Source organism: Nonlabens tegetincola (assembly GCF_002117085.1).
GTDB lineage: Bacteria > Bacteroidota > Bacteroidia > Flavobacteriales > Flavobacteriaceae > Nonlabens > Nonlabens tegetincola.
Window position 1 is genome coordinate 1,960,391 of the sequence record NZ_CP019342.1, and the last position, 26,995, is coordinate 1,987,385.

At 42.0% G+C, this 26,995-nt stretch carries 1 protein-coding gene; it reads right to left on the minus strand.

What is annotated here, in order from left to right:
• Positions 1 to 40 precede the first annotated feature (40 nt).
• Complete coding sequence (locus BST91_RS13110; protein ID WP_157546937.1) at positions 41 to 26,947, minus strand: SdrD B-like domain-containing protein; 26,907 nt, start codon at positions 26,945 to 26,947, stop codon at positions 41 to 43.
• Positions 26,948 to 26,995 lie beyond the last annotated feature (48 nt).

Consider the following 26,995-nt stretch of genomic DNA (forward strand, 5'->3'; position numbering starts at 1 on the left):
AAAAAAATCAAGCCTTGACCTAAATCAAGGCTTGAATGATTTATCTATTAATATAAAGATAGCCAGCTAATTGAACTGTCTCATTCTGATCATTGATGTACTCAATTACGTAGAAGTATGTTCCTTCTGGTAATTTCTCGCCTTGTGCTACTGTCACTCTACCTTCTGATATACCTCTAAATGCACGGTTACCATTGTTATAGTTCTCAGTATTATAAACCTCTACACCCCAACGGTTGAAAATACTAACTGTGTTTTCAAAATTCTCGATTCCTTGAATGATGAAGAAATCGTTACGTCCATCACCATCTGGTGTAACTCCATTAAATATCTTAATTTTTCTTGGGTCTGAATCTAGATAATCTGGGATTCCATCATTATCAAAGTCTCCATTTATTAAATCTGGACCTGTTATAATATCATCGTTATCATCATCTAAATCTCTATAATCTGGCTCCTCATCCCCATCTGTATTATTAAGATCATTGCGAGGATCACTGTCCACAAATGCTCCATTTGCATCGTCATAACCACTATTAGGTGTGCTATCAAACGCATCATCAAGACCATCATTATCTGCATCATTTCCTGAAGGCGTAGCATCTGGCTGACCATCATTATCGTAATCAAATCCTTCTGTACTATCAGGAACTCCATCATCGTCAGAATCTTCATCTAGATAATCAGGAAGTCCATCACCATCAAAATCTATTGGCATAATTCCCTCTCCAGATCCTGGTGTATTTTCATACGCATCATCTAATCCATTTCCATCAGAATCAACTCCAGAAGGCTCGACATACCCAGCTGTTGATTGACCTTCAACATTATCAGGAATACCATCTCCATCACTGTCTAAATCAAACCAGTCTGGAATTCCGTCTCCATCACTATCACCATTACCTTCAAGAATATCAATAATACCATCATTGTCATCATCAATATCATCAACATCTGGTATTCCATCTCCATCATTATCTGGATAGTTGTAACCATTGTTCTCTTCAAAGACATCTACACCTGAAATTACTGTTACAGTTGTAGGATCTGTCCCTTCTGTTTGTGATGCACTATTTGGCAATGTTGTTTCATCTATATCTACAATCGCATCTCCTGCTGCTATCACGGTAGCCACATAATCACCATTTGCATCTGTAATTACAGTTTGAGTATTCCCTTCAGAATCGGTTATAATTACACTTACTCCTGCAAGATCAGGTTCTCCAGGATCTTGAATTCCATTTCCATTTGAATCCAGATAAACGTGTCCTGAAATAGTCCCTGGAATATTGAAACCATTATTTTCTTCAAACACTGTCGCACCTGCTGTTACTGTTACAGTTGTAGGATCTGTTCCTTCTGTAAGGGTTGCACCTGCAGGTAACGTAGTTTCATCAATATCAATCACAACATCTCCAGGTACCACAATTGTTGCAGTATAATCTCCATTATTATCTGTAATTACAGTTTGAATATTTCCATCAGAATCAGTTATAATTACAGTTACTCCTGCAAGATCTGGCTCTCCTGGATCTTGAACTCCATTACCATTTAGGTCTTCATATAAGTGACCTGTTACGGTTGCTGGTGTATTATAACCATTATTTTCTTCAAACGTATCAATGCCAGAGACTACGGTTACAACAGTTGGATCGGTTCCTTGTGTTTGAATAGCACCTACCGGTAGTGTTGCTTCATCTATATCTACTGTAGCATTACCAGGTGCCGAAACTACTGCTGTGTAATTTCCATTTGCATCTGTTACTACTGTAACTATATTACCTAGTGAATCTGTAATGACTACTGTGACACCTGATAATCCAGGCTCACCTGGATCTTGAACTCCATTACCATTGACATCATCATAGATAGTACCAGACACCGTTCCTGGAACATTGAAACCATTGTTTTCTTCAAATACCGTTACTCCTGAAACAGCTATTACCGTTGTAGGATCTGTTCCTTCTGTTTGAGCAGCTCCTACTGGTAAAGTAGTTTCATCAATATCTATAATTGTCGCTCCAGGAGCAGAGATATTTACTGTATAATCACCGTTAACATCAGTAACTACAGTCTGCACCATACCTAAAGAATCTGTTATTATCACAGTTACTCCTGCTAAATCTGGTTCTCCTGGATCTTGCACGCCGTTGCCATTAACGTCATCATATAGATGACCTGTAATTACAGATGGTATATTGAAACCGTTGTTCTCTTCGAAAACAGTACTACCTGATGTTACAACAACGGTTGTAGGGTCGGTACCTTCTGTTTGTACAAAACCTAATGGTAGGGAATTGTCATCAATATCTACAACCACATTACCAGGTGTTATAATCAACGCAGAATAATCTCCATTAACATCCGTAGTAACAATTTGTATGTTACCGTTACTATCAGTAATTACCACATCTACACCAACTAAATCTGGTTCACCAGCATCCTGTACTCCATTACCATTTAAATCTTCATACAAGTGACCTGTAACTACTCCTGGGATATAATAACCATTATTTTCCTCAAATACAGTAGTACCAGAAATCACAGTTACTGTAGTTGGATCTGTACCTTCACTTAAAATAGCTCCGGCAGGTAATGTAGCTTCATCTATATCAATAGTAACATCCTGTCCTCCGGTTACTGTAACTGTATAATCACCATTACTATCAGTCACGACAATTTGGGTATTTCCTAAACTATCAGTTACGATGACATTTACACCTGCAAGATCTGGTTCACCAGGATCCTGTACACCATTGTTATTTAAATCGTTATACACGTGCCCTTGTATGGAACCTGTTTCAAGTATAAATCCATCATCTGTAGTTGTCACAGTTGTATTAGTCACTACCGTTATACTCTCTGGATCTGATCCGATGGTAGATAAAATATAACCTGATGGATCAACTACATCCACATTATAATCACCAGAAGGGACTGTAGCCGTCCAGTTACCAGTAGCATCTACTGTTACTGTAGTTACAACGCCATTAATATCAGTCAAATTAACTAGTGTACCGGCAGGGAATAAATTATCAACAGTTGGATCATATAACCCATCATTATTTATGTCTTCAAACACAAATCCTGTTACAGTTCCTTGACCTTGATATCCATCATCTGTACTACTATTAGTTGTACCAGCCACAACAGTAACTGTTTCGGGATCACTTCCCACTGTTGTTAATACTGTACCAGTTGGATCAGTAACATCTATCGTCGTATCTCCTGATGGAACTACCACTGACCAACTTCCGTCTGGCTGAGTTGTAACTACTTGTACAACTCCGTTTGAATCTGTAACTACTACATCTACACCGCCTAAACCTGGCTCGCCTGCATTCTGTACTCCATCTCCGTTTAAGTCCTCAAAGACTAATCCGTTTAAGATTCCATTCTGATCTAAAGGTGTCACCGTTGGATCATCTGGATCTCCATCTGCGTCTGGATCTACATCATTCACATTGTTTGGATCATCACTATCATCGCTCACAGGTCCTAATGGATCTCCATTTGGATCTATAGCGTCTGCTTCTGATACCGCTGTATTGGTTACACTTCCGTTTGCTATATCTGCTGCCGTTAACGTGTAAACCTGATCTGCTATACTTCCTACTGCGCCTGGAGCTAATGTACTTGGAACTACTGGCTCATTTACTAAACCTAGTAAAGCATCACTGATTACTGCATTCTCTACTAATACGTTACCATTATTGGTCACTGTAAAGCTGTAGGTAATCGTGTCTCCTGCATCTGTAATACCATTCCCATTAGCATCTACTACTCCTCCGCTTACTTTCTCTAAAGATAAGTTTGCTTCTGCTGTAAAGAATCCATCAGCTGGCTCGGTTACATTTGATCCTGATCCTACTGTCGTAGTCGTTGGATCTGTTCCGGCTGTCTGAATATCAGTGCCTGCTGGTAATGTAGACTCGTCTATATCGGTTGTCGTATCTCCTGATGGAACTACCACTGACCAACTTCCGTCTGGCTGAGTTGTAACTACTTGTACAACTCCGTTTGAATCTGTAACTACTACATCTACACCACCTAAGCCTGGCTCACCTGCATTCTGTACTCCATCTCCGTTTAAGTCCTCAAAGACTAATCCGTTTAAGATTCCATTCTGATCTAAAGGTGTCACCGTTGGATCATCTGGGTCGCCATCTGCGTCTGGATCTACATCATTCACATTGTTTGGATCATCACTATCATCGCTCACAGGTCCTAATGGATCTCCATTTGGATCTATAGCGTCTGCTTCTGATACCGCTGTATTGGTTACACTTCCGTTTGCTATATCTGCTGCCGTTAACGTGTAAACCTGATCTGCTATACTTCCTACTGCGCCTGGAGCTAATGTACTTGGAACTACTGGCTCATTTACTAAACCTAGTAAAGCATCACTAATTACTGCATTCTCTACTAATACGTTACCATTATTGGTCACTGTAAAGCTGTAGGTAATCGTGTCTCCTGCATCTGTAATACCATTCCCATTAGCATCTACTACTCCTCCGCTTACTTTCTCTAAAGATAAGTTTGCTTCTGCTGTAAAGAATCCATCAGCTGGCTCGGTTACATTTGATCCTGATCCTACTGTTGTAGTCGTTGGATCTGTTCCGGCTGTCTGAATATCAGTGCCTGCTGGTAATGTAGACTCGTCTATATCGGTTGTCGTATCTCCTGATGGAACTACCACTGACCAACTTCCGTCTGGCTGAGTTGTAACTACTTGTACAACTCCGTTTGAATCTGTAACTACTATATCTACACCACCTAAGCCTGGCTCGCCTGCATTCTGTACTCCATCTCCGTTTAAGTCCTCAAAGACTAATCCGTTTAAGATTCCATTCTGATCTAAAGGTGTCACCGTTGGATCATCTGGGTCGCCATCTGCGTCTGGATCTACATCATTCACATTGTTTGGATCATCACTATCATCGCTCACAGGTCCTAATGGATCTCCATTTGGATCTATAGCGTCTGCTTCTGATACCGCTGTATTGGTTACACTTCCGTTTGCTATATCTGCTGCCGTTAACGTGTAAACCTGATCTGCTATACTTCCTACTGCGCCTGGAGCTAATGTACTTGGAACTACTGGCTCATTTACTAAACCTAGTAAAGCATCACTAATTACTGCATTCTCTACTAATACGTTACCATTATTGGTCACTGTAAAGCTGTAGGTAATCGTGTCTCCTGCATCTGTAATACCATTCCCATTAGCATCTACTACTCCTCCGCTTACTTTCTCTAAAGATAAGTTTGCTTCTGCTGTAAAGAATCCATCAGCTGGCTCGGTTACATTTGATCCTGATCCTACTGTTGTAGTCGTTGGATCTGTTCCGGCTGTCTGAATATCAGTGCCTGCTGGTAATGTAGACTCGTCTATATCGGTTGTCGTATCTCCTGATGGAACTACCACTGACCAACTTCCGTCTGGCTGAGTTGTAACTACTTGTACAACTCCGTTTGAATCTGTAACTACTACATCTACACCACCTAAGCCTGGCTCGCCTGCATTCTGTACTCCATCTCCGTTTAAGTCCTCAAAGACTAATCCGTTTAAGATTCCATTCTGATCTAAAGGTGTCACCGTTGGATCATCTGGGTCGCCATCTGCGTCTGGATCTACATCATTCACATTGTTTGGATCATCACTATCATCGCTCACAGGTCCTAATGGATCTCCATTTGGATCTATAGCGTCTGCTTCTGATACCGCTGTATTGGTTACACTTCCGTTTGCTATATCTGCTGCCGTTAACGTGTAAACCTGATCTGCTATACTTCCTACTGCGCCTGGAGCTAATGTACTTGGAACTACTGGCTCATTTACTAAACCTAGTAAAGCATCACTAATTACTGCATTCTCTACTAATACGTTACCATTATTGGTCACTGTAAAGCTGTAGGTAATCGTGTCTCCTGCATCTGTAATACCATTCCCATTAGCATCTACTACTCCTCCGCTTACTTTCTCTAACGATAAGTTTGCTTCTGCTGTAAAGAATCCATCAGCTGGCTCGGTTACATTTGATCCTGATCCTACTGTCGTAGTCGTTGGATCTGTTCCGGCTGTCTGAATATCAGTGCCTGCTGGTAATGTAGACTCGTCTATATCGGTTGTCGTATCTCCTGATGGAACTACCACTGACCAACTTCCGTCTGGCTGAGTTGTAACTACTTGTACAACTCCGTTTGAATCTGTAACTACTATATCTACACCACCTAAGCCTGGCTCGCCTGCATCCTGTACTCCATCTCCGTTTAAGTCCTCAAAGACTAATCCGTTTAAGATTCCATTCTGATCTAAAGGTGTCACCGTTGGATCATCTGGGTCGCCATCTGCGTCTGGATCTACATCATTCACATTGTTTGGATCATCACTATCATCGCTCACAGGTCCTAATGGATCTCCATTTGGATCTATAGCGTCTGCTTCTGATACCGCTGTATTGGTTACACTTCCGTTTGCTATATCTGCTGCCGTTAACGTGTAAACCTGATCTGCTATACTTCCTACTGCGCCTGGAGCTAATGTACTTGGAACTACTGGCTCATTTACTAAACCTAGTAAAGCATCACTAATTACTGCATTCTCTACTAATACGTTACCATTATTGGTCACTGTAAAGCTGTAGGTAATCGTGTCTCCTGCATCTGTAATACCATTCCCATTAGCATCTACTACTCCTCCGCTTACTTTCTCTAAAGATAAGTTTGCTTCTGCTGTAAAGAATCCATCAGCTGGCTCGGTTACATTTGATCCTGATCCTACTGTTGTAGTCGTTGGATCTGTTCCGGCTGTCTGAATATCAGTGCCTGCTGGTAATGTAGACTCGTCTATATCGGTTGTCGTATCTCCTGATGGAACTACCACTGACCAACTTCCGTCTGGCTGAGTTGTAACTACTTGTACAACTCCGTTTGAATCTGTAACTACTACATCTACACCACCTAAACCTGGCTCGCCTGCATCCTGTACTCCATTTCCGTTTAAGTCCTCAAAGACTAATCCGTTTAAGATTCCATTCTGATCTAAAGGTGTCACCGTTGGATCATCTGGGTCGCCATCTGCGTCTGGATCTACATCATTCACATTGTTTGGATCATCACTGTCATCGCTCACAGGTCCTAATGGATCTCCATTTGGATCTATAGCGTCTGCTTCTGATACCGCTGTATTGGTTACACTTCCGTTTGCTATATCTACTGCCGTTAACGTGTAAACCTGATCTGCTATACTTCCTACTGCGCCTGGAGCTAACGTACTTGGAACTACTGGCTCATTTACTAAACCTAGTAAAGCATCACTGATTACTGCATTCTCTACTAATACATTACCATTATTGGTCACTGTAAAGCTGTAGGTAATCGTGTCTCCTGCATCTGTAATACCATTCCCATTAGCATCTACTACTCCTCCGCTTACTTTCTCTAAAGATAAGTTTGCTTCTGCTGTAAAGAATCCATCAGCTGGCTCGGTTACATTTGATCCTGATCCTACTGTTGTAGTCGTTGGATCTGTTCCAGCTGTCTGAATATCAGTGCCTGCTGGTAATGTAGACTCGTCTATATCGGTTGTCGTATCTCCTGATGGAACTACCACTGACCAACTTCCGTCTGGCTGAGTTGTAACTACTTGTACAACTCCGTTTGAATCTGTAACTACTACATCTACACCACCTAAACCTGGCTCGCCTGCATCCTGTACTCCATTTCCGTTTAAGTCCTCAAAGACTAATCCGTTTAAGATTCCATTCTGATCTAAAGGTGTCACCGTTGGATCATCTGGGTCGCCATCTGCGTCTGGATCTACATCATTCACATTGTTTGGATCATCACTGTCATCGCTCACAGGTCCTAATGGATCTCCATTTGGATCTATAGCGTCTGCTTCTGATACCGCTGTATTGGTTACACTTCCGTTTGCTATATCTACTGCCGTTAACGTGTAAACCTGATCTGCTATACTTCCTACTGCGCCTGGAGCTAACGTACTTGGAACTACTGGCTCATTTACTAAACCTAGTAAAGCATCACTGATTACTGCATTCTCTACTAATACATTACCATTATTGGTCACTGTAAAGCTGTAGGTAATCGTGTCTCCTGCATCTGTAATACCATTCCCATTAGCATCTACTACTCCTCCGCTTACTTTCTCTAAAGATAAGTTTGCTTCTGCTGTAAAGAATCCATCAGCTGGCTCGGTTACATTTGATCCTGATCCTACTGTTGTAGTCGTTGGATCTGTTCCAGCTGTCTGAATATCAGTGCCTGCTGGTAATGTAGACTCGTCTATATCGGTTGTCGTATCTCCTGATGGAACTACCACTGACCAACTTCCGTCTGGCTGAGTTGTAACTACTTGTACAACTCCGTTTGAATCTGTAACTACTACATCTACACCGCCTAAACCTGGCTCGCCTGCATTCTGTACTCCATCTCCGTTTAAGTCCTCAAAGACTAATCCGTTTAAGATTCCATTCTGATCTAAAGGTGTCACCGTTGGATCATCTGGATCTCCATCTGCGTCTGGATCTACATCATTCACATTGTTTGGATCATCACTATCATCGCTCACAGGTCCTAATGGATCTCCATTTGGATCTATAGCGTCTGCTTCTGATACCGCTGTATTGGTTACACTTCCGTTTGCTATATCTGCTGCCGTTAACGTGTAAACCTGATCTGCTATACTTCCTACTGCGCCTGGAGCTAATGTACTTGGAACTACTGGCTCATTTACTAAACCTAGTAAAGCATCACTGATTACTGCATTCTCTACTAATACGTTACCATTATTGGTCACTGTAAAGCTGTAGGTAATCGTGTCTCCTGCATCTGTAATACCATTCCCATTAGCATCTACTACTCCTCCGCTTACTTTCTCTAAAGATAAGTTTGCTTCTGCTGTAAAGAATCCATCAGCTGGCTCGGTTACATTTGATCCTGATCCTACTGTCGTAGTCGTTGGATCTGTTCCGGCTGTCTGAATATCAGTGCCTGCTGGTAATGTAGACTCGTCTATATCGGTTGTCGTATCTCCTGATGGAACTACCACTGACCAACTTCCGTCTGGCTGAGTTGTAACTACTTGTACAACTCCGTTTGAATCTGTAACTACTACATCTACACCACCTAAGCCTGGCTCACCTGCATTCTGTACTCCATCTCCGTTTAAGTCCTCAAAGACTAATCCGTTTAAGATTCCATTCTGATCTAAAGGTGTCACCGTTGGATCATCTGGGTCGCCATCTGCGTCTGGATCTACATCATTCACATTGTTTGGATCATCACTATCATCGCTCACAGGTCCTAATGGATCTCCATTTGGATCTATAGCGTCTGCTTCTGATACCGCTGTATTGGTTACACTTCCGTTTGCTATATCTGCTGCCGTTAACGTGTAAACCTGATCTGCTATACTTCCTACTGCGCCTGGAGCTAATGTACTTGGAACTACTGGCTCATTTACTAAACCTAGTAAAGCATCACTAATTACTGCATTCTCTACTAATACGTTACCATTATTGGTCACTGTAAAGCTGTAGGTAATCGTGTCTCCTGCATCTGTAATACCATTCCCATTAGCATCTACTACTCCTCCGCTTACTTTCTCTAAAGATAAGTTTGCTTCTGCTGTAAAGAATCCATCAGCTGGCTCGGTTACATTTGATCCTGATCCTACTGTTGTAGTCGTTGGATCTGTTCCGGCTGTCTGAATATCAGTGCCTGCTGGTAATGTAGACTCGTCTATATCGGTTGTCGTATCTCCTGATGGAACTACCACTGACCAACTTCCGTCTGGCTGAGTTGTAACTACTTGTACAACTCCGTTTGAATCTGTAACTACTACATCTACACCACCTAAGCCTGGCTCGCCTGCATTCTGTACTCCATCTCCGTTTAAGTCCTCAAAGACTAATCCGTTTAAGATTCCATTCTGATCTAAAGGTGTCACCGTTGGATCATCTGGGTCGCCATCTGCGTCTGGATCTACATCATTCACATTGTTTGGATCATCACTATCATCGCTCACAGGTCCTAATGGATCTCCATTTGGATCTATAGCGTCTGCTTCTGATACCGCTGTATTGGTTACACTTCCGTTTGCTATATCTGCTGCCGTTAACGTGTAAACCTGATCTGCTATACTTCCTACTGCGCCTGGAGCTAACGTACTTGGAACTACTGGCTCATTTACTAAACCTAGTAAAGCATCACTGATTACTGCATTCTCTACTAATACATTACCATTATTGGTCACTGTAAAGCTGTAGGTAATCGTGTCTCCTGCATCTGTAATACCATTCCCATTAGCATCTACTACTCCTCCGCTTACTTTCTCTAAAGATAAGTTTGCTTCTGCTGTAAAGAATCCATCAGCTGGCTCGGTTACATTTGATCCTGATCCTACTGTTGTAGTCGTTGGATCTGTTCCAGCTGTCTGAATATCAGTGCCTGCTGGTAATGTAGACTCGTCTATATCGGTTGTCGTATCTCCTGATGGAACTACCACTGACCAACTTCCGTCTGGCTGAGTTGTAACTACTTGTACAACTCCGTTTGAATCTGTAACTACTACATCTACACCACCTAAACCTGGCTCGCCTGCATCCTGTACTCCATTTCCGTTTAAGTCCTCAAAGACTAATCCGTTTAAGATTCCATTCTGATCTAAAGGTGTCACCGTTGGATCATCTGGGTCGCCATCTGCGTCTGGATCTACATCATTCACATTGTTTGGATCATCACTGTCATCGCTCACAGGTCCTAATGGATCTCCATTTGGATCTATAGCGTCTGCTTCTGATACCGCTGTATTGGTTACACTTCCGTTTGCTATATCTACTGCCGTTAACGTGTAAACCTGATCTGCTATACTTCCTACTGCGCCTGGAGCTAACGTACTTGGAACTACTGGCTCATTTACTAAACCTAGTAAAGCATCACTGATTACTGCATTCTCTACTAATACATTACCATTATTGGTCACTGTAAAGCTGTAGGTAATCGTGTCTCCTGCATCTGTAATACCATTCCCATTAGCATCTACTACTCCTCCGCTTACTTTCTCTAAAGATAAGTTTGCTTCTGCTGTAAAGAATCCATCAGCTGGCTCGGTTACATTTGATCCTGATCCTACTGTTGTAGTCGTTGGATCTGTTCCAGCTGTCTGAATATCAGTGCCTGCTGGTAATGTAGACTCGTCTATATCGGTTGTCGTATCTCCTGATGGAACTACCACTGACCAACTTCCGTCTGGCTGAGTTGTAACTACTTGTACAACTCCGTTTGAATCTGTAACTACTACATCTACACCGCCTAAACCTGGCTCGCCTGCATTCTGTACTCCATCTCCGTTTAAGTCCTCAAAGACTAATCCGTTTAAGATTCCTTCTTGAGGAATATTGAAAATAGTTGGGTCTTCAAAATCTCCGTCAGAATCAGTATCTACATTTGTAAGATCATCAGGATCATCTGAAACATCAGAAACATTAGGCAATGCATTTCCTTGAGAATCCGTAGTTTGAGCAGTAACCGTTGCCGAATTAATTATTTGTCCATTGGCAATATCACTTGCTGTAAGTGAATAATCAAAAGATGCAGTCCCTATATCACCTGGATTCAAGGTAGCTGGTACTACTGGTAAATTAGCCACTCCAATTGTTGTATCATTAATACTTGCATTTGTCACAACAGTGTTTCCAGTATTCTGAACTGTAAATGAATAAGTAACAATATCACCGACATCTGCTATACCGTTACCATTACTATCGGTATATGAGTCCGCTTTCGCGAAAGCGAGATTAGGAGAGCTCAAATCTACGAATGTAGGGTCCTCTTCATCACCGTCACTATCTATGTCTTGACCAGTAAGATCGTTAGGATCATCAGAGTCATCTGAAGCATTTCCTAGACTCGTACCATTTGAATCCAAAGCCTCACCAGTAGCAGTTGCCGTGTTTATTATGCTACCGTTTATTATATCACTTGTTGTTAACGTGTAGTTTGTAGTTACAACATTACTAACGTCACCTGCATTTAACACAGAAGGAGTAATCACTAATCCTGATACACCAATAATTGCATCATCAATTACAATATTCTGGACTTGTACATTTCCATTATTAGTAACAGTAAAGGAATATGTAATTGTATCACCTGCATCAATAAATCCATTTCCATTAACATCTGCGACCGCGCTAGCAACCTTATCTAAGCTTAAGTTAGGTTCAGGTGTTTGGAAACCATCTGCAGGCTCGCCTACACTTGTACCTGCTGCAACATTAGTTGTTGTAGGATCAGTACCAGCTGTTTGAACCTCTGTCCCATTTGGTAGGGTCGTTTCATCAATATTTGAAGTGGTAACTCCTGCTGGAACTACAACCGACCAACTACCATCAGGATTAGTAATAACTTGCTGTGTTGTACCATCGGAGTTAGTTATATCGATTGTAACTCCTCCTATTCCAACTTCTCCTACATCCTGAAGACCATTACCATTTTCATCATCAAACACAACACCATTTAAGATACCACCTGCCGTTAAATTAGTTATGGTAGGATCATCAGGATCAGTGTCAGCATCTGGGTTAACGTTTGCTGGATTATTAGGGTCATCACTATCATCGCTAACAGGACCTGCTGGATCACCGTTAGGATCTATCGAATCACCATCAACAATTGCGGTGTTGATTACTACACCTGCAGCAATATCCGAAGCCGTTAAGGTGTAAACCTGATCTACTATAGTTCCTGTTTGTCCAGGTAGTAACGTAGACGGTGTTACAATAGCATTAATTAATCCAATTGTATTATCGTTAATAACCAAGTTCTCGACTTGAACATTACCATTGTTAATTACGGTAAAGCTATATGTGATAGTGTCTCCTGCATCGGTAATACCATTACCATTAGTATCAACTACGCCTCCGCTAGTTTTTTCAAGGGCAAGATTTGAATCAACTATAAAGTATCCGTTGTTCTCCTCTGTTACTGTAGTTCCGGCTACTACCGTTACAGTCGTTGGATCGGTTCCTTCTGTTTGTACAAAACCTACTGGTAAATCTGCATCGTCGATATCTACGGTAGCATCGCCTGCAGCTACTACGGTAGCACTATAGTCTCCATTAGCATCCGTAGTTACGGTTTGTACGTTACCGTCTTCATCGGTAATCACTACGTCTACTCCTGGTAAACCTGGCTCGCCTGCATCTTGTGTCCCGTTTCCGTTTATATCATTATAAACTGTTCCTTCTACTGTTCCTGGTACGTTGAATCCGTTGTTCTCCTCTGTTACTGTAGTTCCGGCTACTACCGTTACTGTCGTTGGATCGGTTCCTTCTGTTTGATTCGCTCCGGCTGGTAAATCAGCATCGTCGATATCTACGGTAGCATCGCCTGCAGCTACTACGGTAGCACTATAGTCTCCATTGGCATCCGTAGTTACGGTTTGTACGTTACCGTCTTCATCGGTAATCACTACGTCTACTCCTGGTAAACCTGGCTCGCCTGCATCTTGTGTCCCGTTTCCGTTTATATCATTATAAACTGTTCCTTCTACTGTTCCTGGTACGTTGTATCCGTTGTTCTCCTCTGTTACTGTAGTTCCGGCTACTACCGTTACTGTCGTTGGATCGGTTCCTTCTGTTTGATTCGCTCCGGCTGGTAAATCAGCATCGTCGATGTCTACAGTAGCATCGCCTGCAGCTACTACGGTAGCACTATAGTCTCCATTGGCATCCGTAGTTACGGTTTGTACGTTACCGTCTTCATCGGTAATCACTACGTCTACTCCTGGTAAACCTGGCTCACCTGCGTCTTGTGTCCCGTTTCCGTTTATATCATTATAAACTGTTCCTTCTATGGTTCCTGGTACGTTGTATCCGTTGTTCTCCTCTGTTACTGTAGTTCCAGCTACTACCGTTACCGTCGTTGGATCGGTTCCTTCTGTTTGATTCGCTCCGGCTGGTAAATCAGCATCGTCGATGTCTACGGTAGCATCGCCTGCAGCTACTACGGTAGCACTATAGTCTCCATTGGCATCCGTAGTTATGGTTTGTACATTACCGTCTTCATCGGTAATCACTACATCTACTCCTGGTAAACCTGGCTCGCCTGCATCTTGAGTACCGTTTCCGTTTATATCATTATAAACTGTTCCTTCTATGGTTCCTGGTACGTTGTATCCGTTGTTCTCCTCTGTTACTGTAGTACCGGCTACTACCGTTACTGTCGTTGGATCGGTTCCTTCTGTTTGATTCGCTCCGGCTGGTAAATCAGCATCGTCGATGTCTACGGTAGCATCGCCTGCAGCTACTACGGTAGCACTATAATCTCCATTGGCATCCGTAGTTACGGTTTGTACGTTACCGTCTTCATCGGTAATCACTACATCTACTCCTGGTAAACCTGGCTCACCTGCGTCTTGTGTCCCGTTTCCGTTTATATCATTATAAACTGTTCCTTCTATGGTTCCTGGTACGTTGAATCCGTTGTTCTCCTCTGTTACTGTAGTTCCGGCTACTACCGTTACTGTCGTTGGATCGGTTCCTTCTGTTTGATTCGCTCCGGCTGGTAAATCAGCATCGTCGATGTCTACGGTAGCATCGCCTGCAGCTACTACGGTAGCACTATAGTCTCCATTAGCATCCGTAGTTACGGTTTGTACGTTACCGTCTTCATCGGTAATCACTACGTCTACTCCTGGTAAACCTGGCTCGCCTGCATCTTGAGTACCGTTTCCGTTTATATCATTATAAACTGTTCCTTCTACTGTTCCTGGTACGTTGAATCCGTTGTTCTCCTCTGTTACTGTAGTTCCGGCTACTACCGTTACTGTCGTTGGATCGGTTCCTTCTGTTTGATTCGCTCCGGCTGGTAAATCAGCATCGTCGATATCTACGGTAGCATCGCCTGCAGCTACTACGGTAGCACTATAGTCTCCATTGGCATCCGTAGTTACGGTTTGTACGTTACCGTCTTCATCGGTAATCACTACGTCTACTCCTGGTAAACCTGGCTCGCCTGCATCTTGTGTCCCGTTTCCGTTTATATCATTATAAACTGTTCCTTCTACTGTTCCTGGTACGTTGTATCCGTTGTTCTCCTCTGTTACTGTAGTTCCGGCTACTACCGTTACTGTCGTTGGATCGGTTCCTTCTGTTTGATTCGCTCCGGCTGGTAAATCAGCATCGTCGATGTCTACGGTAGCATCGCCTGCAGCTACTACGATAGCACTATAGTCTCCATTGGCATCCGTAGTTACGGTTTGTACATTGCCGTCTTCATCGGTAATCACTACATCTACTCCTGGTAAACCTGGCTCACCTGCGTCTTGTGTCCCGTTTCCGTTTATATCATTATAAACTGTTCCTTCTACTGTTCCTGGTACGTTGAATCCGTTGTTCTCCTCTGTTACTGTAGTTCCGGCTACTACCGTTACCGTCGTTGGATCGGTTCCTTCTGTTTGATTCGCTCCGGCTGGTAAATCAGCATCGTCGATGTCTACAGTAGCATCGCCTGCAGCTACTACGGTAGCACTATAGTCTCCATTGGCATCCGTAGTTACGGTTTGTACGTTACCGTCTTCATCGGTAATCACTACGTCTACTCCTGGTAAACCTGGCTCACCTGCGTCTTGTGTACCGTTTCCGTTTATATCATTATAAACTGTTCCTTCTATGGTTCCTGGTACGTTGTATCCGTTGTTCTCCTCTGTTACTGTAGTTCCAGCTACTACCGTTACCGTCGTTGGATCGGTTCCTTCTGTTTGATTCGCTCCGGCTGGTAAATCAGCATCGTCGATGTCTACGGTAGCATCGCCTGCAGCTACTACGGTAGCACTATAGTCTCCATTGGCATCCGTAGTTATGGTTTGTACATTACCGTCTTCATCGGTAATCACTACATCTACTCCTGGTAAACCTGGCTCGCCTGCATCTTGAGTACCGTTTCCGTTTATATCATTATAAACTGTTCCTTCTATGGTTCCTGGTACGTTGTATCCGTTGTTCTCCTCTGTTACTGTAGTACCGGCTACTACCGTTACTGTCGTTGGATCGGTTCCTTCTGTTTGATTCGCTCCGGCTGGTAAATCAGCATCGTCGATGTCTACGGTAGCATCGCCTGCAGCTACTACGGTAGCACTATAATCTCCATTGGCATCCGTAGTTACGGTTTGTACGTTACCGTCTTCATCGGTAATCACTACATCTACTCCTGGTAAACCTGGCTCACCTGCGTCTTGTGTCCCGTTTCCGTTTATATCATTATAAACTGTTCCTTCTATGGTTCCTGGTACGTTGAATCCGTTGTTCTCCTCTGTTACTGTAGTTCCGGCTACTACCGTTACTGTCGTTGGATCGGTTCCTTCTGTTTGATTCGCTCCGGCTGGTAAATCAGCATCGTCGATGTCTACGGTAGCATCGCCTGCAGCTACTACGGTAGCACTATAGTCTCCATTAGCATCCGTAGTTACGGTTTGTACGTTACCGTCTTCATCGGTAATCACTACGTCTACTCCTGGTAAACCTGGCTCGCCTGCATCTTGAGTACCGTTTCCGTTTATATCATTATAAACTGTTCCTTCTACTGTTCCTGGTACGTTGAATCCGTTGTTCTCCTCTGTTACTGTAGTTCCGGCTACTACCGTTACTGTCGTTGGATCGGTTCCTTCTGTTTGATTCGCTCCGGCTGGTAAATCAGCATCGTCGATATCTACGGTAGCATCGCCTGCAGCTACTACGGTAGCACTATAGTCTCCATTGGCATCCGTAGTTACGGTTTGTACGTTACCGTCTTCATCGGTAATCACTACGTCTACTCCTGGTAAACCTGGCTCGCCTGCATCTTGTGTCCCGTTTCCGTTTATATCATTATAAACTGTTCCTTCTACTGTTCCTGGTACGTTGTATCCGTTGTTCTCCTCTGTTACTGTAGTTCCGGCTACTACCGTTACTGTCGTTGGATCGGTTCCTTCTGTTTGATTCGCTCCGGCTGGTAAATCAGCATCGTCGATGTCTACGGTAGCATCGCCTGCAGCTACTACGATAGCACTATAGTCTCCATTGGCATCCGTAGTTACGGTTTGTACATTGCCGTCTTCATCGGTAATCACTACATCTACTCCTGGTAAACCTGGCTCACCTGCGTCTTGTGTCCCGTTTCCGTTTATATCATTATAAACTGTTCCTTCTACTGTTCCTGGTACGTTGAATCCGTTGTTCTCCTCTGTTACTGTAGTTCCGGCTACTACCGTTACCGTCGTTGGATCGGTTCCTTCTGTTTGATTCGCTCCGGCTGGTAAATCAGCATCGTCGATGTCTACGGTAGCATCTCCTGCAGCTACTACGGTAGCACTATAGTCTCCATTGGCATCCGTAGTTACGGTTTGTACATTGCCGTCTTCATCGGTAATCACTACATCTACTCCTGGTAAACCTGGCTCACCTGCATCTTGTGTCCCGTTTCCGTTTATATCATTATAAACTGTTCCTTCTATTGTTCCTGGTACGTTGAATCCGTTGTTCTCCTCTGTTACTGTAGTTCCAGCTACTACCGTTACCGTCGTTGGATCGGTTCCTTCTGTTTGATTCGCTCCGGCTGGTAAATCAGCATCGTCGATGTCTACAGTAGCATCGCCTGCAGCTACTACGGTAGCACTATAGTCTCCATTGGCATCCGTAGTTACGGTTTGTACGTTACCGTCTTCATCGGTAATCACTACGTCTACTCCTGGTAAACCTGGCTCACCTGCGTCTTGTGTCCCGTTTCCGTTTATATCATTATAAACTGTTCCTTCTATGGTTCCTGGTACGTTGTATCCGTTGTTCTCCTCTGTTACTGTAGTTCCAGCTACTACCGTTACCGTCGTTGGATCGGTTCCTTCTGTTTGATTCGCTCCGGCTGGTAAATCAGCATCGTCGATGTCTACGGTAGCATCGCCTGCAGCTACTACGGTAGCACTATAGTCTCCATTGGCATCCGTAGTTACGGTTTGTACGTTACCGTCTTCATCGGTAATCACTACGTCTACTCCTGGTAAACCTGGCTCGCCTGCATCTTGTGTCCCGTTTCCGTTTACATCATTATAAACTGTTCCTTCTACTGTTCCTGGTACGTTGAATCCGTTATCTTCTTCAACTACCGTTGTTCCGGCTACTACCGTTACTGTCGTTGGATCGGTTCCTTCTGTTTGATTCGCTCCGGCTGGTAAATCAGCATCGTCGATGTCTACGATAGCATCGCCTGCAGCTACTACGGTAGCACTATAGTCTCCATTAGCATCCGTAGTTACGGTTTGTACGTTACCGTCTTCATCGGTAATCACTACATCTACTCCTGGTAAACCTGGCTCACCTGCGTCTTGAGTACCGTTTCCGTTTATATCATTATAAACTGTTCCTTCTACTGTTCCTGGTACGTTGAATCCGTTGTTCTCCTCTGTTACTGTAGTTCCAGCTACTACCGTTACCGTCGTTGGATCGGTTCCTTCTGTTTGATTCGCTCCGGCTGGTAAATCAGCATCGTCGATGTCTACGGTAGCATCGCCTGCAGCTACTACGGTAGCACTATAGTCTCCATTAGCATCCGTAGTTACGGTTTGTACGTTACCGTCTTCATCGGTAATCACTACATCTACTCCTGGTAAACCTGGCTCACCTGCATCTTGAGTACCGTTTCCGTTTATATCATTATAAACTGTTCCTTCTACTGTTCCTGGTACGTTGAATCCGTTGTTCTCCTCTGTTACTGTAGTTCCAGCTACTACCGTTACCGTCGTTGGATCGGTTCCTTCTGTTTGATTCGCTCCGGCTGGTAAATCAGCATCGTCGATGTCTACGGTAGCATCGCCTGCAGCTACTACGGTAGCACTATAGTCTCCATTAGCATCCGTAGTTACGGTTTGTACGTTACCGTCTTCATCGGTAATCACTACATCTACTCCTGGTAAACCTGGCTCACCTGCATCTTGAGTACCGTTTCCGTTTATATCATTATAAACTGTTCCTTCTACTGTTCCTGGTACGTTGAATCCGTTGTTCTCCTCTGTTACTGTAGTTCCAGCTACTACCGTTACCGTCGTTGGATCGGTTCCTTCTGTTTGATTCGCTCCGGCTGGTAAATCAGCATCGTCGATGTCTACGGTAGCATCGCCTGCAGCTACTACGGTAGCACTATAGTCTCCATTAGCATCCGTAGTTACGGTTTGTACGTTACCGTCTTCATCGGTAATCACTACATCTACTCCTGGTAAACCTGGCTCACCTGCATCTTGAGTACCGTTTCCGTTTATATCATTATAAACTGTTCCTTCTATGGTTCCTGGTACGTTGAATCCGTTATTCTCCTCTGTTACTGTAGTTCCGGCTACTACCGTTACTGTCGTTGGATCGGTTCCTTCTGTTTGATTCGCTCCGGCTGGTAAATCAGCATCGTCGATATCTACGGTAGCATCGCCAGATAACACCGTTGCAGTAAATTGACCACTTGCATTGGTTTGAACCGTTATTGGATCACCATTTGTAGGAGTAATAACTACATCAACATTAGAAAGAAGAACATCTCCAGTATCAAAAGTTCCATTACCATTAATATCATTATACACAACTCCTTCAAGGTTACCTGAACCTAATATAGTTTCGGTAATATCATCCTCTGTATTACCATCGCCATCGTTACCGTCATCAGAAACATCTGAAATTGGATCTCCATTATCATCAACTGCATTGGCAATAGCTTGATTATCTACTTGACCTGAATTAATATCTTGTTGATTAATCGTATAAACCGCTGTAAAGGTAGCAGAGGCTCCTGGTCTTAAATCAATAGCATCTCCTTCACCATCTTCATTGGTTCCTCCCGATTGATAAGCTGGAGTAGGCAAAGGTGTGTTTGCACCTGTAAATAGTCCGGCAGACTCTGAAACCGTTACATCAAAAGCAAAACTAGAACCTATATTTTGAACTATATAGGTATAACTAATAACTCCTGTTGCAGGATCAAATGTACTTGTTTTAGTAATTTCTAACTGAGTTGAACAAGCTTCTGCGAAACCAGCTTCGAGAAAATCTGGTGTTCCGTTAGAATTTAAATCTGCTGGTTCGGTATAACCTTCTCCTGATTCACCGCTAGTAACAAGACCATTACTAGTGTTCACTGTTTCAGGAGCTAAATTACCAAGGATTCCATCTTCCTGCGCTTTCGCGAAAGCATCAATAAAACCAGCTTCTACAGTATCAGAACATCCATCACCATCGGAATCTGGATCTAAATGATTAGGAATACCATCTCCATCTAAATCTGGGGCATTGATAATTACAACAGTTGGTTCACCACCGAAGTCATCTATAACACATTCATCGAATTGAACACTATAAAATCTACTTTGTGCAGCGTTAATATTTTTTGTTACACCAATTACATATTCGAATTGATTAACATCTTGACGCTGGAAGAATACTTTATATCTCGCATCGGTATCTATAGGCTCAATCGGAGCAGAACCAGTCCCGTTTGCTCTAAATTGAGTTACTCCACCAGTAAGATTTGTTGCAATAATATTCGTAGGATTATTTAATGAATAACCCACTAAATTCCTTAATCTATAGAATTCTCTAATTCTACCTGACCCGTCGCTGTCAACATCCTGAATAAATCCACTAATTCTATTAACAACAGTAAGATTAGTAGTTCCAGCATCTACCAATTGAACATTGAAGGTAACTGTTAAATCACCAGAGGATGCTGCAGAATAATTAATTACTGGCTGCCATGCATTTGCATCACCAGAAGCATTGTCAATGGAATTTAATGTTGCTCCAGTAGATCTTTGTGTAATTTCAACAATAGCATCAATTCCTGCGCGAACTCCAGAAAATCTGTATCTAGCTCCTACTTGACCTGCCGTACCTGAGATTAACGTACCTCCATTAAAATTGTAAGTTTGACCAGTACAAGTTGTAGAATTATCTGTGTAAAACTCAAAACCTTCTGTGATATCGGTAATTCCGTCATTATCATCATCTAAGTCATCTCTATCTACAACTCCATCACCATCTTCGTCATTTGGTAAACTGCGATCCCTGAAGTCTACATTACCTCCAGAATTTAAATCGCCATCGGTATCTGGTAAGTTAGCAGTATCATCTATATTACCATTAGGATCAGCATAGGTAGGTGTTTGATCAACTGCATCGTCCAAACCGTCATTATCGGAATCATTACCTGATAAAGTTAATCCAGCTTCAACAGTATCATTACCACCTTGATTGTCAGAATTTAGATCCAAATAATCAGGTAGGTCCACCGTATCTGTATTTACTGGCAATAATCCAAGCTCATCGTTATTTTGATTATAAGCAGTAGGTAAACCATTTGCTGTAACATCTGGAATTCCATCTCCATCTGCATCGTTTACTAACGGATCAATATAACCTAAAGTAGTTTGAGCCTCATTATTATCAGGAATACCATCACCATCAGAATCTAAATCCAAATGGTTAGGTATACCGTCACCATCTTGATCTGAAGGATTAGTAAATGGGTTATTATCACCGTCCAAATTAGCATCTTCATTAATATCTAGTATACCATCATTGTCGTCATCGATATCTACGGTGTCAGGAACCCCATCACCATCTGTATCATCTTGATCAAGATAATTTGGAACTCCATCTAAATCTTCGTCATCATTTGTAGGGTCATTATCATTATTGGTATCCTCTCCAGTTCCAGATGTCAAAAGTGAATCGTTATCGTCATCGGTATCTCTATAATCTGGTTGATCAGTACCATCTGTATTATTTAATTCATTACCAGGATCATTTGTTACAGGAGTACCGTTAGGATCTCCATATCCCGTTGTGTCACCGTCAAACGCATCGTCGAGTCCATCATTATCAATATCATTTCCACTAGGAGTAGTATCAGGATTACCATCGTTATTAAAATCAGAACCTTCGGTAGCATCTGGGACATTATCATTGTCACTATCTAAATCAACATAATCAGGATTTGGATCTCCATCTGTATTTTCTGGCGTAAGCCCTTCTCCACTTCCTGGAGTAGTTTCATAAGCATCATCTAAACCATTCCCATCACTATCTATACCAGATGGTTGTATGTAGCCAGCAGTATCTTGAGCTTCTACATTATCCGGGATACCATCATTATCACTATCCTGATCCAATAAATCTTGTATACCGTCATTATCAAAATCACATGAAGAGAATCGAATATTTCCAATACTAAATCCTGGTTCGGAACCTGGGTTGATCACAGAATCATCAGTAACATCAAAAACAATTGTGATAGTATCTACTGGTGCAGAAAATGATATATTTACATTTCCTGCTCCTGATGCAGCACCAGTTGGGGCAACTGGATCAACGCCTAGAACAGAATTACCTATAACCTCTTGAGTTCCTGCTGGAACTATATTTGGCAAAACCTGAGAAGCTCCATTAAAACCAGTTATAGTGTATCTTTCTTTTCGTCTTATTGAACCTAACTCTCCGTCTACATCCAATAAAGTAAACGCTACATTGTTAAAGGACTCACTATTAAAATCGATCGTATAAGTTACCGTACCTGTTGCTCCTAATGTTTGTAGGTCGAAACCTGAAATAAGAGTTTGCGGTACAGATGGTTGTCCACCTTGATAAAAAGCTCCGGAAATAGGCAGATTAGGAGAATTAAGTAATGCATCGTTAGGGTCAACTACAGTTATATTAACATCTCTAGAATCAACTGAATAAGAGTTACTAAGTGTGCCGGCAGCCCAAGTATTTACGCTCCAGTCCAATGTAGACTCATCCTTACATTCAACCACGTCCAAAATACCATCATTATCATCATCAATATCTACAACATTCGGCACTCCATCGCCATCAGTATCTGGACGGTCATCAACATCATCACATGCATCTATGATCCCATCACCATCTGTATCAGGTCCTATCTCGGTATAATCTGGTACAGTATTCGAATTAGAATCAGCTGGTTGTGCATAACTTGCTGCAAGAACGGCACCATTTGAAGAATTCGTTGGTGGGATACCTGAACCATAGGCACCACCATCTCCACCATCAGCAGAACTATTGTTGTAAGCCTCGTTAGCATCGGAACATCCATCATTATCAGAGTCAGTATCTTGAAAATCAAAATTATCTATACCATCAGAGTTAACTAATTCATAGTTGACAATCCCATTATCAACATCGCCAGGATCTTGAACACTATTGGGAACACCATCATCACCAACAGGACCAGTCAATCGACCGTCAGTATTGACTTCATTATGACCAGCTTCTACCGCGTCATAAATACCATCATTATCTGCGTCAACATCTAAACTATCTATTATCCCGTCACCATCTGTATCTGGACAAGTTGAACCTCCATTAAGAATAAACACTTTTCCATCGCCTCCATCACCATCTGCTCCTGGAGAAATGTTAATAGACTTTATTACAGAACCTGCGGGCGCAAGCTGTGATAATGGGTAAACTGCAATATTAATTGGCTGACCAATCGAAGTATTAATACCTGTATTTATATAATCAGTAAGTACTACATTTAGTAGACCAAAGCTATTTCCTTGTGCATCAAATGCTTCAATATCAAAAGTGTTATTCCCATCTCTTTCAGAAACTAATAAGAAAGATTCTCCTGAAACAGAAATTGGAACATTGTAACTAAGTGTATAAAAATCAGTGTCTAAAACAGCTCCAGAAAGTCCTTGGAAATAATTAAAATTTCTTGATTGAAAGGCTGGTAAAATAATTTGTTCCCAGTTAGGATTCGAAATATTATCTCCAGTAGGACCTGTACCTTGGCCACTTGTACCATTAAGAACTTCATACACAACATTATCACTTGTAGAATTGAAATTCTCTGTATATAAATCTGGAACAATAAAATCATTATAAGTAGTACCATCTAATGTAACAGATTGCAAATTTGCATTATTATTCCCACCAGAACCAGAAAAGGAGAAGGTAGTATTTGTGCTAGTATAAGGGCCTGTAGCCGTTGGTTCAACATAACATTCGTCGGAATCTAAAATTCCGTCATTATCATCATCTAAATCTACTTCGTCAAAAATCCCATCGTTATCGGAATCAACGCTAGCAGTTGTATCACGGTAATTTACATCACCACCACCATTAACATCGCCATCATTATCAGGTAATGATGATGGATTATTTATATTGCCGTTAGGATCTTGATAACCAGAAGTAGCATCAATACTATCATCTAATCCATCAAAATCTGTATCGTTTCCAGATAGAGCAAAGTTATTTTCAGTTGTATCATTAATTGAATCATTATCAGAATCCAAATCCTTATAATCAGGAACCCCATCAAAATCTGTATCCACCGGTAACACAGCAAAACCATTTGAACAGGTAGCAGAAGTGAAACTATAGCTAACTCCGCCTATTCTAAATCCACCTGAGTTCAATTCGAAAAATACAGATGATGTTGAACTTGTCGTAATAACATTAAATTGAACATAGGAATCAGCAGCTCCACCCGTATTGTAATTTGAGATCACCTGTGAACCAAGAGTGATATTCATACTATCACCTGCACCAATATCATTTGCAATTGAAAAAGTAATTGTAGTCCCTACTGGTAGTCCTCTATCAAATTCTAAAGTTAATGGACCTTGAGTTTCTCCTGCAGAACCAGTATTTCTAAGACGAACTCCATTAAGATTAGTAGCAGCAACACCATTAGCTTCGGGTGTCCCTAATGCTGGAGTAATATCCTGGTTACCTCCATAGGTAAATCCTGAAACAGCATTACCACTAGCACTAGTAGTGGACGAACCGTTACAATCAGGATCATATGTATCCACCAAACCATCACCGTCAGTATCTGTTAAACCACCTTGAGCTATATACCCTAAAGTACCTTGAGCTTCAACATTATCAGGGACGCCATCTCCATCAGCATCTAAATCAAACTGGTCTATAATTCCATCACCGTCAGTATCATATAAATCACTTACACCATCATTATTGTTATCAACAAAGTTTGAACTGGAAGGACCATCCGTTCCTGGACCATTAGATGGATCAAAATAATTTAACAATCCATCACCATCGTCATCTCCAAGAGGATCGTTAGCATTAACATTTTCTAGTTCCACTATATCTGGAATCCCATCATTGTCATCATCAATATCAACAAGATCATGAACCCCATCACCATCTTGATCACATGACGGAACAACTAATTGCACCACAGAGGATTCTACCTCAGAACCATAAAACCAAGTGTTTATAACCCTGATATTTCCATAATCATCACACAATAGCGTCGGAGTATTAGTACCTTCACCAGCGCCAGCAGTTGCAGGTACCGTATTACCCGGATTTGAACCATTCCATGCGTGTCCTGGCCCCACATTACCATTTAATAAATTAGTATTTACAAATGATCCTGTAGTTGTATTTGCAGTATTTTGAGTTGAGGCGTCAACACAAGTTCCAAAGGCTGTTAATTGTGAATCGTCCCAGAAGAGTTTTTGACTTGCTAGAGTAGGAGTCACAGACTCCATGGTTAAACCATTTAAATTGAATTCCGCATCATACATAGGAACATTGGTCCTACCTCTAAATGACACTAACTTTAAGCTTATACTTACACCTGCTTCGGCTATATCACCAAATCCATCTAACCCGTCCCAAAAAAGCAAGTTATCACCTACTGGCTGTTCAAATGCTTCAAGAACTACATCCCGAGTATTTGCATCAAAAACCCCATTACCGTCAAAATCTACTAAAAGAGCAACATCTGCAGGCGCATCTAAAGTATAAGGGATGTAATAATTACCAGGACAACCAAAAATCTCACCAGTTAATATCGGATCTGCTTGTGGAGCAGGTACAAATACAGATTGATCTGGGACGGTTAAAAAAACCGGATACCCATTGTCTAAATTAGGAGAAGTATTGGAAGGTCTATTTACAGATCTTCGTGTTAAAAGAAAATCATTCGCTGGATTATCATCATCATCAACAACACCAAATCTATTCATAGACAACTCATAGGCTAATGGCCTAAATCCTGGTAAAAAATCCACTTTAACGATTACCTGATCATCAGTATACGCGTAAAACTCACCCTCAACAGAGGCATCTAGTGTAGGATTAGGTACATTTGGAGTACCTATATCACCATCAGCATCCTGATTTTGATAACCAATTAACGACCATTTATCAGACCATATTCTTCCTGGAATTGCAGAGGCTGTAGACCCCACAGTAAAATCAAAATATGGAAAAAAGAAAATAGCCGGATCTCCATTTCCAAAAGTAAATGGAGTGGCACCACCATCGGTACTAATATAAAATTCAATATAATAATTTCCAGCCGTTGTAGGGTTAAATACATAAGGATTGTAACCATTTGTAACTCCACCTACACCGTTTGGGCCGTTAAAAGCCTCTGTGTAATTTGATACAAATCCTGCATCTCCCACTGTTGGATTTGCTCCTGCACCATCATCAAATCTACCTGACAATGTTCCTACCTGCACACCAGCGGGATTTACCCCTTCAACTAACGTACCACTTTGATCGTAAATACGATAATAAGTAAAAGCTCCCAGCTCTGGATGATTAGAAGCATTTAGCCTCTGCCTTGAAAACACCCCAAAATAAAGGTTTTCAGTAGCAGCATTTGCGATAGTAAAACGTAACCTACTAGAATTAGGAGCATTAACATACGGACCAAATTGACCTCTTGTTATGTAGAGAGCTGTACCATTTGCTGGCTCCACTCCTGTCGCAGAAGGCATCAACTGCTTGGTTCCATCAGCAAAAACTGAACTAGGATTAAGAATGAATAATAATAGCAACACATAGATAATGTTACCATTGAATTTTAGGTTAGAGGGAAAATTAAAACTCATTGTAAATGAAATAATTATCAAAAAAACAGAATAGCTTGTTCTATTCTA